At 68.1% G+C, this 15,264-nt stretch carries 13 protein-coding genes (1 of these 13 running past the window's edge); 9 read left to right on the top strand and 4 right to left on the bottom strand.

Annotated elements, in window-relative coordinates; genetic code table 11:
* Positions 1-476: 476 nt before the first annotated feature.
* Together Q9R08_RS12160 and Q9R08_RS12165 are read right to left on the bottom strand one after the other, a co-directional pair.
* Entirely contained in the window at positions 477-740 is a 264-nt protein-coding gene (locus Q9R08_RS12160; protein WP_308868291.1) for an acyl-CoA carboxylase epsilon subunit, read from the bottom strand.
* Entirely contained in the window at positions 737-2,326 is a 1,590-nt protein-coding gene (locus Q9R08_RS12165; RefSeq protein ID WP_404909332.1) for an acyl-CoA carboxylase subunit beta, read from the bottom strand. The genes Q9R08_RS12160 and Q9R08_RS12165 overlap by 4 nt, the downstream gene beginning before the upstream one ends.
* A 180-nt stretch (positions 2,327-2,506) precedes the next feature.
* On the opposite strand from Q9R08_RS12165, the gene Q9R08_RS12170 reads away from it, so the two are divergent.
* The 7 genes from Q9R08_RS12170 to Q9R08_RS12200 all read left to right on the top strand — a co-directional run bounded on the left by Q9R08_RS12170 (position 2,507) and on the right by Q9R08_RS12200 (position 11,123).
* On the top strand, positions 2,507-3,319 hold the full coding sequence (locus Q9R08_RS12170; RefSeq protein WP_308868293.1) for a biotin--[acetyl-CoA-carboxylase] ligase: 813 nt from the start codon (positions 2,507-2,509) through the stop codon (positions 3,317-3,319).
* A gap of 113 nt (positions 3,320-3,432) precedes the next feature.
* Complete coding sequence (locus tag Q9R08_RS12175; RefSeq protein ID WP_308868294.1) at positions 3,433-4,005, top strand: PH domain-containing protein; 573 nt, start codon at positions 3,433-3,435, stop codon at positions 4,003-4,005.
* 65 nt (positions 4,006-4,070) lie between these two features.
* Positions 4,071-5,207: a 5-(carboxyamino)imidazole ribonucleotide synthase gene (locus Q9R08_RS12180; RefSeq protein ID WP_308868295.1), complete on the top strand. Its 1,137-nt coding sequence runs from the start codon at positions 4,071-4,073 to the stop codon at positions 5,205-5,207.
* Positions 5,208-5,356: 149 nt separating this feature from the next.
* Positions 5,357-5,824: a 5-(carboxyamino)imidazole ribonucleotide mutase gene (gene purE, locus Q9R08_RS12185; protein ID WP_308868492.1), complete on the top strand. Its 468-nt coding sequence runs from the start codon at positions 5,357-5,359 to the stop codon at positions 5,822-5,824.
* Positions 5,825-5,829: 5 nt separating this feature from the next.
* Positions 5,830-7,293: an LCP family protein gene (locus Q9R08_RS12190; protein WP_418001350.1), complete on the top strand. Its 1,464-nt coding sequence runs from the start codon at positions 5,830-5,832 to the stop codon at positions 7,291-7,293.
* A gap of 3 nt (positions 7,294-7,296) precedes the next feature.
* Positions 7,297-8,424 carry a glycosyltransferase gene (locus tag Q9R08_RS12195; protein WP_308868297.1) on the top strand — a complete coding sequence of 376 codons (1,128 nt, stop codon included), beginning with the start codon at positions 7,297-7,299 and terminating at the stop codon, positions 8,422-8,424.
* Between the two features lie 56 nt (positions 8,425-8,480).
* The gene (locus Q9R08_RS12200; protein WP_308868298.1) at positions 8,481-11,123 is read left to right on the top strand and encodes an LGFP repeat-containing protein; all 2,643 of its coding nucleotides are present in this window, start codon (positions 8,481-8,483) and stop codon (positions 11,121-11,123) included.
* 37 nt (positions 11,124-11,160) lie between these two features.
* Here the strand turns inward: Q9R08_RS12200 and rfbD are convergent, their stop codons facing one another.
* A complete protein-coding gene (gene rfbD, locus Q9R08_RS12205; protein ID WP_308868299.1) occupies positions 11,161-12,588 on the bottom strand; it encodes a dTDP-4-dehydrorhamnose reductase in 1,428 nt (475 codons plus the stop codon).
* Positions 12,585-13,583, bottom strand: coding sequence for a dTDP-glucose 4,6-dehydratase (gene rfbB / locus Q9R08_RS12210; protein WP_308868300.1), 999 nt, complete (start codon positions 13,581-13,583; stop codon positions 12,585-12,587). The genes rfbD and rfbB overlap by 4 nt, the downstream gene beginning before the upstream one ends.
* Positions 13,584-13,654: 71 nt before the next feature.
* Between rfbB and rfbA the strand changes: the two genes are divergently transcribed.
* Both rfbA and Q9R08_RS12220 read left to right on the top strand, forming a co-directional pair.
* A complete protein-coding gene (gene rfbA, locus Q9R08_RS12215; RefSeq protein WP_308868301.1) occupies positions 13,655-14,539 on the top strand; it encodes a glucose-1-phosphate thymidylyltransferase RfbA in 885 nt (294 codons plus the stop codon).
* Between the two features lie 67 nt (positions 14,540-14,606).
* Positions 14,607-15,264, top strand: the 5' end (the start) of a protein-coding gene (locus Q9R08_RS12220; RefSeq protein ID WP_308868302.1) for a rhamnan synthesis F family protein. It continues 1,397 nt past the right edge of the window; only the first 658 of its 2,055 coding nucleotides appear in the window; it begins with the start codon at positions 14,607-14,609; the stop codon falls past the right edge of the window.

Genomic DNA, 15,264 nt, shown 5'->3' on the forward strand with positions numbered 1-15,264 from the left:
ATCTGTGGACACGGATGGCGCTGATCGACCAGCTCTGAGCGGGAGGGGTGCCGCTGCCTCACCCGAACGAGCCCCGCGAAGCAGGTGCCTCGCGAAGCAGGTGGCCCAGCGCGGTGGCGAGCCGTCGCACAGGGGGCGAGCCGTCGCACAGGTGGCGAGCCGTCGCGCAGGGGGCGAGCCCTGGGACGTACTCGCTCCCCGCCGGGAGGGGGAGGGGAACCAGGCGGGGAGCGGGGAAGAAGGAGGCGAGGGGCGGCGAAGCCGCCCGCCCCTCGCCTGCGCGAACGGTTACCCGAAAACCGTCCGCATGGCCAGATCCGGGGATACCGCAGTGCGGTGTCGGACCGGCCGAACGCAGAAGCGTTCCAGCGGATCAAGTATCTCCAGGACGCAAGGGGTGTGTCTGTAGGTATTTCGGGGGACAAGCCGGCCGGACCGGTTCAGGCGCTCCGGGGCCTCCGACCCGGACGGCGTGATCAGCCGAAGCGGCCCCAGCCCAGGTCGCGGTCGAGCGGCTGCCGCAGGGCGCGCTGGGAGAGTTCCCAGCCGGTGCGGCGAACGCGCTCCTCGGCTACGGCCTCCGCCGCCTCGCCGGTGTAGGCCTCGCTCACGACGGCGATGAGCGCTGCGAGCTCCTCCTCCGTGGGCGTTCCGCGGCGCACGTCGATGGTGACGCTTTCGCGCGCGGCTGATTCCCCGCCGGCTTCGGCGGGGACCGTCTGGTCGTCCGCGCGGCTCACAGCGGGATGTTCCCGTGCTTCTTGGGGGGCAGACTGGCGCGCTTGCCGCGCAGCGCCCGCAGGGCCTTCGCGATGGAGACCCGCGTCTGCGCCGGCTCGATGATGCCGTCCAGCTCGCCGCGCTCGGCGGCGAGGAAGGGAGAGGCCACGTTGTACGTGTACTCGTTGGCCAGGCGTGTCCGCACGGCGGCCACGTCTTCGCCGGCCTCTTCCGCGCGCTTGATCTCGCCCCGGTAGAGGATGTTCACGGCGCCCTGGCCGCCCATGACGGCGATCTCGGCCGTCGGCCACGCCAGGTTCACGTCAGCGCCCAGCTGCTTGGAACCCATGACGATGTAAGCGCCGCCGTAGGCCTTGCGGAGGATCACGGTCACCAGCGGCACGGTCGCCTCGGCGTACGCGTAGAGCAGCTTCGCGCCGCGCCGGATGACGCCGGTCCATTCCTGGTCGGTGCCCGGCAGGTAGCCGGGAACGTCGACGAGGGTGACGATCGGAATCGAGAAGGCGTCGCAGAAGCGCACGAAGCGGCTGGCCTTCTCGCCCGCCTCGATGTTCAGCGTGCCCGCCATCTGCGAGGGCTGGTTGGCGATGATGCCCACCGAGCGGCCCTCGATGCGGCCGAAGCCGATGACGATGTTCGGTGCGAACAGCGGCTGCACCTCGAGGAAGTCCTCGGCGTCGACGATGCCGCGGATCACCTGGTGGATGTCGTACGGCTGGTTCGGCGAGTCGGGGATGATCGCGTTCAGCGCGCGGTCGGCATCCGTCGTCTCGAACTCGAAGCCGCTTTCGTAGACCGGCAGCTCCGCCATGTTGTTGTCGGGGAGGAAGCCGAGCATCGAGCGGACGTAGTCGATCGCGTCGTCCTCGTCTTCGGCGAGGTAGTGCGCGACGCCCGAGCGGGTGTTGTGCGTATAGGCGCCGCCGAGCTCCTCCATGCCGACGTCCTCGCCGGTCACGGTCTTGATGACGTCGGGGCCGGTGACGAACATCTGGCTGGTCTTGTCGACCATGACGACGAAGTCGGTGAGCGCGGGGGAGTACACGGCGCCACCCGCGGCCGGGCCCATGATGATCGAGATCTGCGGGATGACGCCCGACGCCCGCGTGTTGAGGCGGAAGATCTCGCCGTACTTGCCGAGGGCGACGACGCCCTCCTGGATCCGGGCGCCGCCCGAGTCCAGGATTCCCACGATCGGGATGCCGGAGCGCAGGGCGAACTCCATGACCTTGATGATCTTCTCGCCGGCGACCTCGCCGAGAGATCCGCCGAAGGTAGAGAAGTCCTGCGAGTACACCGCCACCGTGCGGCCGTGGATCGTGCCGACTCCGCTGACGACGGAGTCGCCGTAGGGGCGGGAACGGTCCATCCCGAACGCGGTGGTGCGGTGACGCACGTACTCGTCCAGTTCGACGAAGCTGCCGGTGTCGAGGAGCATGTCGATGCGCTCACGCGCGGTGCCCTTGCCCTTCGCGTGCTGCTTCTCCTTGGCGACCTCCTCGGGATCGAGGACGGCCTCCTGGAATCGTGCGCGGAGGTCGGCGATCTTGCCGGCGGTCGTGGAGAGGTCGGGCTGATCGGTCACGGATTCCACCCTATCGGCGGGCTCGGGGGATCTGTTGGAGGGTTCACACAAGGGGTCGCGGCATCCGCTGTGGGTCCACGGGAGTCTCCGTCCGCGGAACTGCACCCTCTCGCGATTCCGCGCTCCGGAATCGCGAAAGGGGAGAGTTCCGCAGGCACCGGCGGGCGTACGGTGAGCATCATGTCGTACTCGTCCGAGGGGTTCCCGCTCGCAGCCGCCGTGAGCCCGCGCGTCCAGGTCGTGGAGACCACCGACTCGACCAATGCCGACGTCGTGCGCCACATCGCCGAGGCCCCGCACGAATGGCCGCACTTGTCGTTGCTGCTGACCGGGGACCAGCGCGCAGGGCGTGGGCGCCTGGACCGCACGTGGGTGACGCCACCCGGAACCGCGCTCGCCGTGTCGGTCGTGATCGACGCCGCGGCGATCCCGGCGGCGGCCCGCGGCTGGATCCCGCTGGTGGCAGGCGCCGCGATGACGCGTGCGGTCGGCGCGCAGCTCGCGGGCTCCGCCCATACCGCGACGCTCAAGTGGCCGAACGACGTGCTCATCGACGGCGGGAAGGTCTGCGGCATCCTCGCCGAGGTCGTGCCGGGGCACTCCGATGTCGTCGTCGTCGGATCGGGGGTGAACACGCGGATGCCGCGGGCCGACCTCCCCGTCGACACCGCGACCTCGTTCGCCGCGGTCGGACTGACGTGCGACGAGGATCGCCTGCTGGCGGACTACCTCGCCGCTCTCGACGAACAGCTGACCGCGCTCGCCGCAGCCGGCGGGGATGCCGCTGCCGCGGGCGTGCTGGCCGAGGTGGAGGCGCTCTGCAGCACGCTGGGAAGCGACGTCGCGGTGTCGCTGCCCGACGGCCAGACGCTCTGGGGCCGGGCGCAGCGTGTCGACCCCGACGGCCGTCTGGTCGTCGTGCAGGACGGCGAGTACGAGAGCGTCGTGTCGGCCGGCGACGTCGTGCACGTGCGGAGCCGCCCCCGCTCGTGAGGGCTCGAGAGCCGGCGCTTGTGAGGGCTCGGATGCCTGGCGGCGCTCAGCGCGGATGACGTAAAACGGCGGGTTCACCCCGGACTGTCGGCGGCTCGCCGCACAATGGGGACATGACGCAGCCGACGAGCTACGGTGGCAGGCCGCTGACGCCGGCCCCCGGCGCGCCCACCCCGGAGCTGCTCGTCGCTCGCTTCAGACCCCACGCGCGCAGGCTCGCGTGGTCGGCCCTCGTACTGATCGCCATAGCCGGTGCGTGCGGGTACTTCTACGGCAACCTCCCGGCGCCGTTCGAGAACTGGATGCTGCTGGCCGCGGCCGCCGCCGTGGTGCTTCTGCTCGTGGTGCTCCCGTACCTCGCGTGGGCAGGGCACGTGTACACGATCACGACGCGACGCGTGATGGAGCGTCGCGGAGTGTTCTCGGCGAAGCGCAGGGAGCTCGCCCACGTCCGCGGATACACGCTGAAGGTTCATCGCGGCCTGCTGCAGCGCATGTGGGGTGCGGGCACGATAACCCTCGCCAACGGCGTCGACGAGCCCTTGCGGCTGGCCAACATCCCCAGCGCCGAGCTCGTGCACGAGGCGCTCGTGGACCAGGTCGAGGTCAATCAGATCCTCGCCCACCGCGACGCTCAGCCGCTGCCGCCCGGCGTTCCGCCTCGGCCGCCCCTTCCACAGGCCTGACCCGGCTCGTCCGTCATCCCGGTGTGCGGGATGATGGAGGGAGTCTTGAGGCGAGAGGAAGTGGTATGGCGCTGCGAGTCGGAGTCGTCGGAGGTGGCCAGCTGGCCCGCATGATGATCGCGCCGGCGGTCGAGCTCGGGGTCGAGCTGCGGGTGCTCGCCGAAGACGAGGGGATGTCGGCATCCCTCGCCGCCACTGCCGTCGGCGACTACCGCGACGCCGCGACCGTGCTCGCGTTCGCACGCGACGTCGATGTCGTGACGTTCGACCACGAGCACGTGCCGCAGGACGTCCTGGCCGCCCTCGTCGATGAGGGCATCGCCGTTCACCCCGGCCCCGATGCCCTGAAGTTCGCGCAGGACAAGCTCGTCATGCGGGCGCGCCTTCAGGAGCTCGGGATGCCGCAGCCCGACTGGGCGGCCGTCACCGATACGGAGGAGCTGCAGGCCTTCATCGACGACCACGGCGGGCGCGCGGTCGTGAAGACCCCCCGTGGCGGGTACGACGGCAAGGGCGTCCGCGTGGTCTCGGCCGGGACCGAGGCCGAGGACTGGTTCGCGACGCTCGCCGAGGACGCCCGTGGCGGCGCCCTCCTCGTCGAGGAGCTCGTCGACTTCACGCGAGAGCTCGCGCAGCAGGTCGCACGCCGCCCCTCGGGCGGCGTGAAGGCGTACCCCGTCGTCGAGACGGTCCAGCGCGACGGTGTGTGCGCCGAGGTGATCGCACCGGCTCCGCACTCCAATGAGCGACTGCAGCAGGTGGCGTCCGACATCGGCGTCTCGATCGCCGAAGGACTGGGCGTGACCGGGATGCTGGCGGTCGAGCTCTTCGAGACCACCGACGAGCGCTTGTTGGTGAACGAGCTGGCCATGCGCCCGCACAACAGCGGTCACTGGAGCCAGGACGGGGCGGTGACCAGCCAGTTCGAGCAGCACCTGCGCGCCGTGCTCGATCTGCCCCTCGGCGACACCGATCCGGTCGCGGGGTGGGCGGTGATGGTGAACATCCTCGGCGGACCAGCGGACGACGCGCTCGACGCCCGGTTCGCCGCCGCGATGGAGGAGCACCCGCAGGCCAAGGTCCACACGTATGGCAAGGCACCGCGCCCGGGGCGCAAGGTCGGGCACGTCAACGTCGTCGGCGACGACCTCGACGACGTGGCCTACCAGGCGCGAGCCGCGGCATCCTTCTTCCTGGACTGAGCCCGCCACGCGGACGAGGCCACCGGTCGGGTCCCTCCTGGCTTGGTGAAGGGACCGCGCCGTTGCGGGGATCTTCCAGCCTTCGCCCCTAGCCTTGACGAGTGACTGCGCCCCTTCATTCCTCCGAGGCGCCGCTCGTCGGCGTCGTCATGGGCTCCGACTCCGACTGGCGGGTCATGAGCGACGCCTCGCAGGCGCTCACGGACTTCGGGATCCCGCACGAGGTCGAGGTCGTGTCGGCGCATCGCACACCCGACAAGCTCATGCGCTACGGGCGTGAGGCCCGCTCCCGCGGGCTGCGGGCGATCATCGCCGGCGCCGGCGGAGCCGCGCACCTTCCCGGCATGCTCGCGTCGGTCACCGCACTCCCGGTCATCGGCGTGCCGGTGCAGCTCGCGACGCTCGACGGCATGGACTCGCTGCTCAGCATCGTGCAGATGCCCGCCGGCATCCCGGTCGCGACCGTCTCGATCAACGGGGCGAAGAATGCCGGGCTCCTCGCCGCGCGGATCCTCGGTGCCTCGGACGACGCCATCGCGGACCGCGTCGAGGCGTACGCCCGCGATCTCGAAGCGCAGGTCGAGGAGAAGAACCGGCGGCTCAAGGAGTCGCTGTGAGCGTGATGACCCCGCCGAGTGCCAAGGCACGTCCGGTCCGACCGGGCGTGGTCGAAGAGCGCCCGATGCGGCACCCGGATGCCTCGTCGCGGGCGGTCATGACGCGCCGCGGGTGGTGGCTGGTCGGGCTGAACTTCCTCATACCCGGGTCTGCGCAGGTCCTCGCGGGCAACCGTAGACTCGGCCGATTCGGCATCGGCGCGACGCTGTTGATGTGGGTGCTCCTCGTGGTCGCGCTGCTGTTCGCGCTGCTCGCGCCCACCGCGGGACTGAGTATCGTGACGAGCGCGTGGCTGCCCGACTGGCTCGGGCTGCTTCGTCCCCTGCCGCTGCTCATCGCGCAGGGGCTGCTCATCGGGTATGCCGTGCTGTGGATCGTGCTGGGCATCGACACATTGCGCCTGGTGCGGCTGGTGAAGACGGGGCCCTGGGCGCGGTTCGCCATCGCGATCGTCGCCGTCGCGCTCATGGTGGTGGCCGGCGGCACCGCCGCGAAGGCGGCCGAGTACGTAGGAACGACCCGAGCCACGATCAGCACGATCTTCGGGGCCAGCGGTCCCACGGTGCCGCCGGACGACGGGTACTACAACATCCTGCTGCTGGGCGCAGACAGTGGCGAAGGACGCGACTCCATGCGGTTCGACAGCATCTCGGTGGTGTCGGTCAACGCCGAGACGGGCGCAACGACGATCACCGGCATCCCACGCGACATGCCGCACTTCCCGTTCGCGGAAGGACCGATGCAGGATCGCTACCCCGACGGCCACGAGGGTCACGCCGACTCCAACTGCGGCTGGGGGAGCGGCATCAACCAACTGCGCACCGAGGTCGAGGTGTGCCAGAACGGCGCGGACCTGTACCCGGACGCGGAGGCGAACGGCTCGGAGCCTGGCATCGAGGCCACCAAGGACGCCGCCGAAGGCATCCTCGGAATCAAGATCCCGTACTACGTGTTCGTCGACATGCACGGGTTCGCCTCGCTCGTCGACGCATTGGGCGGCGTCGACATCAATGTGATCGAGCGCCTTCCCAAGGGCGGTCCGCCCGACGGAGTCGACCCGCACGACGTCGACAGCTGGGCCATCGGCTGGATCGAGGCCGGCCAGCAGCACATGGACGGCGATACCGCGCAGTGGTACGCACGCTCGCGGTACACGACGAGCGACTTCGACCGCATGCGGCGCCAGCGGGAGCTGCAGCAGGCGATCCTGGCGCAGTTCACGCCGCAGGTCGTGCTCACGCGATTCCAGGATGTCGCGGCCGCGGGCGCCGACATCGTCAAGACGGACCTGCCGCAGTCGCTGATCCCGACGCTCGTCGACCTCGCGCTCAAGGCGAAGGAGCAGCCGGTGCAGACGGTCGAGCTCACCCCCGCTGAGGGGATCGACGAGTTCGAGCCCGACTACGCCTACATCGCCGATCTGATGCAGACGACGCTCCACCCGCCGACCCCCACGCCCGAGGGCTGAGTCGTGGTCGCCACGCTGCGTGTCGTGCTCGACCAGCTCGTCGCGCCGACCGAGCCGCAGATCGCCGAGGCCTCGCGCGAGCTCGCGCGGGCGCTCGTGCTCGGTGCCCCGTCCGGCTGTGAGGTCGAGGCGATCGCCCCGGCCGGGGGCGCGGACGATGCACTGGACGCGGTCGGCGGTCTGGCGAACGTGCGTCGCACGGCCCTGCCCCGGCGGGAGCTCGCGGCCGCGTTGCAGCTGGGCGTCGGCACGGGCATCGGCGGAGGAATGATCCACTCGCCGTCGCTCTTCGCGCCGCTCGTGCGCCACGACCGGGTGCACGACCACGACCAGACCGTGGTGACCGTGTGGGATCTCCGCCCGTGGGAAGCGCCCGCCGAACTGCCCCGCGCCGTCGTCGCCTGGCACAAGGCGATGCTCAAGCGCGCCGTCAAGCATGCCGATGCGGTCGTGGTGCCGACGCATTCGCTGGCGGCCCGGCTGCTGGAGATCGCTCCGTTGGGCGATCGCGTGCGGGTCATCGCCGGTGCGTCACCGCTCGGGTTCGCGGTGCCGGTGGATGAAGTGGGCCGTCGTCGCGAGCTGGGTCTGCCCGAGGGGTTCATCCTCTTGGCAGGCGGGCCGCTCGGCTCCGAGGGATTGGATGCCGGACTCGCCGCGGTGGCGGCATCCCGCGTGGACCTGCCCATCGTCGTGATCGACGTCGAAGAGGGGCACGAACCCGCCGTGGCCGATCTCGCGTCCGCAGCCGGAATCCCCGAACGGATGGTGCACGTGCGCGGTGTGCTGTCTGCCACCGACCGTGCCGCGGTGTTCGGCGCGGCCGTGGCCTTCGTGGCTCCGTCGCGTCGCGCCGCGTTCCCCTGGCGCGTCGTCGACGCCCTGACGCTCGGCGTCCCGGTGGTGGCCGCAGCGTCGGCCGTACACGACGAGGTCGTGTTCGACGGGGGAGTGCTGGTGCCGTCGTCGAGTGTGACGGAGCTCTCGGAAGGGCTCGGAGCCGCGTTGGCTTCGGGGCTCGCCTCCGCCGCGGCGGCGGAGAGGCTGGGCGTGCTCGCGGGGGACCGCGGGCGTGCGTTCTCGTGGAGCGAGGCCGCGGACAAGGTCTGGATGCTGCACGCCGAGCTGTGACGTACCGCCATCTGGCCTTTCTTGTACTCATTGGCCACTTCCGTCACACTGTTCCCATGGCGGGGGCTTTGAAGCATGGTGATCGCGCGTCGGCGCGGAGATTTCTGGCGAGCGTGCTCACGAGCGCAGCTATCGTCGCGGGCAGCCTCACCGGTAGCGTCGGCGCAGCTCTGGCGACCGCCGGCGTTGCGGCTGCATCCGCCGACGTATCACCGCTGGTCGCCTCGAGCATCGTGAAGGCAGCTGACCTTTCCAAGTTCCAGGCGGGCAACATCATCGGCGACGCTGTGTTCTTCAACCGCAACACGATGAGCGAACAGCAGATACAGGCGTTTCTCGAAGCCAAGGTGCCGGCCTGCCGAACCGGCTACATCTGCCTCAAGGATTGGTATGACACTTCACGCACGACATCTCAAGACATGATGTGCGGCGGGTACTCAGGCGGTGTCCGTGAGCGCGCTTCGCGGATCATCTATAAGGTCGCGCAAGCATGCGGCATCAACCCTCAGGTGATACTCGTCATGCTGCAGAAGGAGCAGGGCCTAGTCACGCATGTGTGGCCGAGCGACTGGCGCTACACCATCGCGATGGGGCAGGGCTGTCCCGACACCGCGGCCTGCGACACCAGATATTACGGCTTCTTCAACCAGGTCTATGGGGCCGCTTGGCAGCTGAAGCGATACGCGAACCCCTCCGGCACCAGTCAGTACTTCACGTGGTATGCACCAGGAAAGACATGGAATGTTCGCTGGCACCCGAACGCCGGCTGCGGCTCATCCCCGGTGTTCATCCAGAACCAGGCGACCGCCAACCTCTACTACTACACCCCGTACCAGCCGAACGCGGCGGCGCTGGCGGCCGGCTACGGGGAAGGAGACGGCTGCTCGAGCTACGGCAATCGAAACTTCTACCAGTACTTCACTGACTGGTTCGGCCCCACCCAGCGCGACGTAGCTGGAGAGATCGAATCGGAGTATCGCGCTCAGGGAGGTGCATCGGGACTCGGCGCGCCCTTGACCGAGGTTCTTCCGCTCTACAAGAACGGAGGGGGCTTCGGGCGTGCTTACACGCTCGGGTCCATCTACTGGAGCTATGAGTATGGAGCCAAAACGGTAAAGCAGGGATCACTCCGCGATTACTACTTCGCGCGCGGCGGCGCTGACGGTGACATGGGCTGGCCGGTCCTGAACTATCAACTGATCTCGGGGATCGCGGTCTCCGGCACGGGACAACTCTTCTCGGGCGGCTCGCTGTACTCCAGCGCTCTTGGAACGTACATCGTCAGGGAACCCTTGAGGTCGGCGTACTTCACGCTCACTGGTGCCGCTGGACCGATGGGATGGCCCACCGCGGATCAGACCTGCGCGGCCTCTCTGTGCAGCCAGCCGTTCCAGCAAGGCGTTGTCGTCGCGTCCGCCGCGGGGGCCTTCCCCGTTGTCGGGGCCACGGCGGCGGCATTTCAGACCGCAGGTGGGCCTACCGGAACGTGGGGGGCTCCGCTGACCGGGCCGACGGCCCTGCCCTACTTCGGCGGAGGTTCGGGCCAGGCGTTCGCGAACGGTTCGGCGTACTGGCGCTCGGATGGCGTCCCGTACTTCGTCACCGGGGCGATTCGCGATCGGTACTTCGCGCTGGGCGGAGCGGCTGGGGTCCTGGGATTCCCAGTCAGCTCGATGTCGTGTGACACGGTGTCGTCGTGCCGTCAGCAGTTCCAGTTCGGCTGGATTCTATGGACGTCAGCCGGGGGCGCCCGTGTCGGCGACCCCACCATCGATGCGGCGTACGCCGCGCGCGCGGCGGTACTCGGGGCACGCACGGGGGCATTCGCCTACTACGGCGCCAACGGCGGAGGGTTCGCGGAGGGCTTCGTGAACGGAGTCATCTATTACAAGCCGGGTGTGGGTGCTTTCGCCGTGGTGGGAGCGCTCAAGGACGCATACTTTGCAAGGGGCGGCGCGGCGGGGGCGCTCGGTTGGCCCGCTTCCGATCAGGTCTGCTCGACCGCAGCAGCGTGCCGACAAAAGTTCGAGACTGGTTGGCTGATGTGGAGCGAGGGCGCCGCGAGGCTCGGTGATCCCGCGATCGACGACGCATACGCCCGTCTCGGCGGGGCGCAGGGAGTACTCGGACCCCGAACAGGTGCCTTTGTCAGCTACCCGTACAACGGCGGGGGGCTCGCGGAGGGGTTCGCCAACGGCGCAGTGTTCTATAAGCCGTCGCTCGGTGCGTTCGGAGTGTTCGGATCGATACGAGACGCCTATTTTGCCCGCGGTGGCGCCGGCGGCACGCTGGGTTGGCCGAAAAGCGATCAGGCCTGCGCAACATCGTCGTCGTGCCGGCAGCAGTTCGAGGGAGGATGGATCATCTGGACTGCGCCGAACTCGACCCGCCTCGGCGATCCGGCCATTGACGATGCGTATGCAGCATCTGGCGGCACCGGGGGCGTTCTCGGCGATCGTCTCGCCACGTTCGCTGCATACCCGTATAACGGGGGAGGGTTCGCTGAGGGGTTCGCTAACGGTGCGATCTTCTACAAGCCGGCCCGCGGAGCCTTCGCAGTGACGGGGTCGGTTAGAGCCTCCTACTTCGCCGCCGGCGGCGCGGCTGGTCCGTACGGGTGGCCTACTTCGCCGATGTCCTGCTCTGCAGGCACGTGCAGTCAGACGTTCGAGGGCGGAACTGTGACGGCGACCGGGTGACCCTGCCAGCTTGTGCCTGGGCGCGGAGCGGGTCGGCCTAGCTGAGGTACGCGGCCAGCGCCGTCGGACCGTCGCTGAGACGGAAGCCGGTGCGCTCGATCTTCGAGAGATCGAGCACGCTGTTCCGCGGCCGCGGGGCCACCGGCGAACTGGCCGCCGCGAAGTACTCGTCGGTCGAGATTCCCTGCACGCGTGCAGGGTCGTTGCCGGTGAGCCGGAACACGCTGCGCGCGATGTCGGCCCACGATGTCGCCGCACCCGCGCTCGTGGCGTTGTAGACGCCATATGGGTGCGGCGACCGCAGAAGATAGCTGATGACCCGCGCGAGGTCGCTTGTGAAGGTCAACCTCCCGACCTGATCGTCCACGACACGGGGGTCCACGCCGCGCTCGGCGAGGGAGGCCATCGTGCGGACGAAGTTCTTTCCCTCGCCGATCACCCAGGAGGTTCGGACGATGTAGTGGCGAGGGACGGTGGCCACCACGGCATCTCCGGCGGCCTTCGTCTGGCCGTAGACGCCCAGCGGACGCACCGCGTCGTCCTCACGGTACGGGCGGTCCAGCGTGCCGTCGAACACGTAGTCGCTCGACACATGCACGAGCGTGATCCCGTGGGAAGCAGCGATGCGGGCGAGCGCGGCGACGCCCGTAACGTTCGCGGCCCAGGCCTCCTGGCGGCCGTCGGGGGTCTCCGCGAGGTCGACGGCGGTGTATGCCGCAGCGTTCACGATGACCCCGTAGTCGCGCCAGCGTCGAGCGTTGTCCAGTCCCGGGTCCGTCACGTCGAGGTCGGCCCGCGTCACGTACTCCACGTGAGCGGACCCGCCGAGCGCCTGGCGCAGCGCAAGCCCCAGCTGACCTGCTGCACCGACCACCAAGGTCTTCTTCGGCGGGACCGGCGTCACGTCCACGAGACGCGGGTGCTCGCGATCCTTCGCCGAGATCTCGACGTCGGCGAGTGGAATCGGCCAGGCGATCGCGGCCGTCTCATCGGCGAGGTTGAGGAAGCTGTACGACGCCTCCGGTGACCAGTGGTCGTTGACGAGATAGGTATAGGCGGTGTCGGGTTCGAGAGTCTGATAAGAATTGCCGACACCGCGCGGCACGAAGATCGCGCGAGACGGGTCGATCTCCGTCGTGAACACGTGACCGAAGGTGGGCCCTTCGCGCAAGTCGACCCACGCACCGAAGATCCGGCCGGTCGCGACCGAAACCCACTTGTCCCATGGCTCGGCGTGGATTCCCCGCGTCGTTCCGACCGCGTCGTTGAACGAGACATTGTTCTGCACCGGCCCGAAATCCGGGAGTCCTGCCCCCGTCATCTTCTCGCGCTGCCAGTTCTCCTTGAACCAGCCCCTCGCGTCGCCGTGCACAGGGAGCTCGAACACCACGAGCCCAGGGATCGGGGTCTCGATCCGCGTCAGTGCCTTGCCGAACTCGATGTCGTCGCCACCGGCCACGGTCATTGACCCTTCGACGCGTAGAAAGCCTCGACGCCGTCCTTGGCCGGCGCCCACCACTGCTCGTTGTCTCGGTACCACTGGATGGTCGCCGCAAGGCCGGCCTCGAAGTCCCCATAAGACGGCTTCCAGCCGAGCTCGCTGCGGAGCTTTGTGGAATCGATGGCGTACCGAAGGTCGTGGCCTGCCCGGTCCGTGACGTGGTCATATGCGTCCTTCGCCTCGCCCATCAGCGCCAGGATCAGTTCGACGACCTCCTTATTGTTCTTCTCGCCGTCCGCGCCGATGAGGTAGGTCTCGCCGATCTCACCCTTGTCGAGGATGGTGAGCACGGCGGACGAGTGGTCATCGGCATGGATCCAGTCGCGGACGTTCTCGCCCGCACCATAGAGCTTCGGCCGTATGCCCCGGATGACGTTCGTAATCTGCCGAGGGATGAACTTCTCGACGTGCTGGTACGGACCGTAATTGTTCGAGCAATTGGAGATCGTGGCGCGCACCCCGAAGGATCTCACCCACGCGCGCACGAGCAGGTCGCTGCCGGCTTTGGTGGACGAGTAAGGGCTGGAGGGGTTGTACGGCGTCGATTCCGAGAACCGCGTCGGATCGTCCAACTCAAGGTCGCCGTAGACCTCGTCGGTTGAGATGTGGTGCAGGCGCGTGCCGTGCTTGCGGGCGGCCTCGAGGAGTGTGTATGTCCCGATGATGTTCGTGTCGAGGAACGGTCGCGGGTCGTGGAGCGAATTGTCGTTGTGCGACTCAGCTGCATAGTGAATGACAGCATCCGCCCGCGAGAAGAGTTCGTCGACGAGACCCGCATCGGCGATGTCGCCCTGGATGAACGCGAACCGGTCCGAGGGCAATCCATCGAGGGATGCCAGGTTTCCCGCGTACGTCAGCTTGTCGAGGACCGTGACGTGGTCGTCGGTGTGCTCGAGGACGTGGTGGACGAAGTTCGAGCCGATGAAACCGGCACCGCCAGTGACCAGGAGTCTGCGCATCGTTCCAGGATACCGGGCAGGCGTGCTCGCCGAGGTTTGGTGCACCCCTGGGTATACCCGAGACTAGACGCATGCGTGGAATCATCCTGGCAGGCGGCACCGGCTCGCGCCTTCACCCGATCACCCTTGGAATCTCCAAGCAGCTGGTCCCGGTCTACGACAAGCCGATGATCTACTATCCGCTCTCGACGCTGATCCTCGCGGGCATCCAAGACATCCTCATCATCACGACTCCTCAGGACTCGGACCAGTTCCAGCGGCTACTTGGTGACGGCAGTCGTTTCGGGGTCTCGATCACGTACAAGTCGCAGCCATCGCCTGACGGTCTCGCGCAGGCCTTCATCCTCGGCGAGGACCACCTCGGCTCGGACTCGGCTGCGCTGGTGCTGGGCGACAACATCTTCTACGGCCAGGGGATGGGCACCCGGCTCCGCCAGTACACCGACCTCACGGGCGGGGTCGTGTTCGGCTACTGGGTGGACGACCCGACCGCCTACGGCGTGGTCGAGTTCGACGATGCAGGCAACGTTGTGTCGCTCGAGGAGAAGCCCTCCCAGCCCAAGAGCAACTATGCCGTGCCCGGCCTCTACTTCTTCGACAACGACGTGGTCGAGATCGCGAAGGGCTTGCAGCCGTCGCCACGTGGTGAACTCGAGATCACCGACGTCAACAAGGTGTACCTCGCTCGCGGCGATCTCAAGGTCGAGCTCCTGCCGCGCGGAACGGCTTGGCTCGACACGGGCACATTCGACTCGCTCAGCGAGGCGACGGACTTCATCCGTACGGTCGAGAAGCGCCAAGGCTTGTCGATCGGCTGCCCCGAGGAGGTCGCCTGGCGCATGGGTTTCCTCACCGACGACGAACTGCGCGAGCGTGCGGAGCCTCTGGTGAAGAGCGGATATGGCGCGTACCTGCTCAAGGCACTCGCCCAGGGATCCAACCAGCCCGCGGTCTAAGATCGACTCCGGCCGCGGCGCTCGATCGCGCCGCGAAGCAGCGATCGACGGTGGAGAATACGCACGCATGACAGACGCAGTCGAGATCGCCAGCCGATCGGTGGCCGCACCGGGTGTTTTTCCTGTGGGTGGTCGTCGCCTTGTGGTGTACGTGGTGTTCGATCGTCGTGGGGATGTGGATGATTACATCCCGGTGGCGTTGGCGGGATTGCGGGAGCATGCCGCTCGGGTGCTGGTGGTGGTCAACGGCAAGTTGACCGATCAGGGCCGGGCGGCGTTGGAGCCGGTGTCGGATGAGATCCTGGTCCGCGACAACGAGGGTTTCGACATCTGGGCGCACAAGGTGGCGCTCGATCATGTGGGTGCCGGGTTGGCGGAGTTCGACGAGGTACTGCTGACCAATGACACGTGGTTCGGTCCGGTGCGTCCGTATGGTCCGGTGTTCGAGCGGATGGGCGAGCGTGCGGTCCACTTCTGGGGGATGACCGATCATGCCCGGGAGGAGCCGAATCCGTTCACGGGCAAGGGTGTGCTGCCGTATCACCTGCAGTCGTTCTGGATCGCGGTGCGGCGGGAGATGTTCCTGTCGCAGGAGTGGGCGTCGTATTGGCGTGACCTTCCGCAGATGCCGTCGTATTTCGATGCGGTGCTCAAGCACGAGGCGATGTTCACGGAGCACTTCACGGAGCGTGGCTACACCGTCGACGTCGCCTACACCAGCGCCG

Origin of the sequence: Microbacterium psychrotolerans, assembly GCF_031085295.1 — a bacterium.
GTDB lineage: Bacteria > Actinomycetota > Actinomycetes > Actinomycetales > Microbacteriaceae > Microbacterium > Microbacterium psychrotolerans.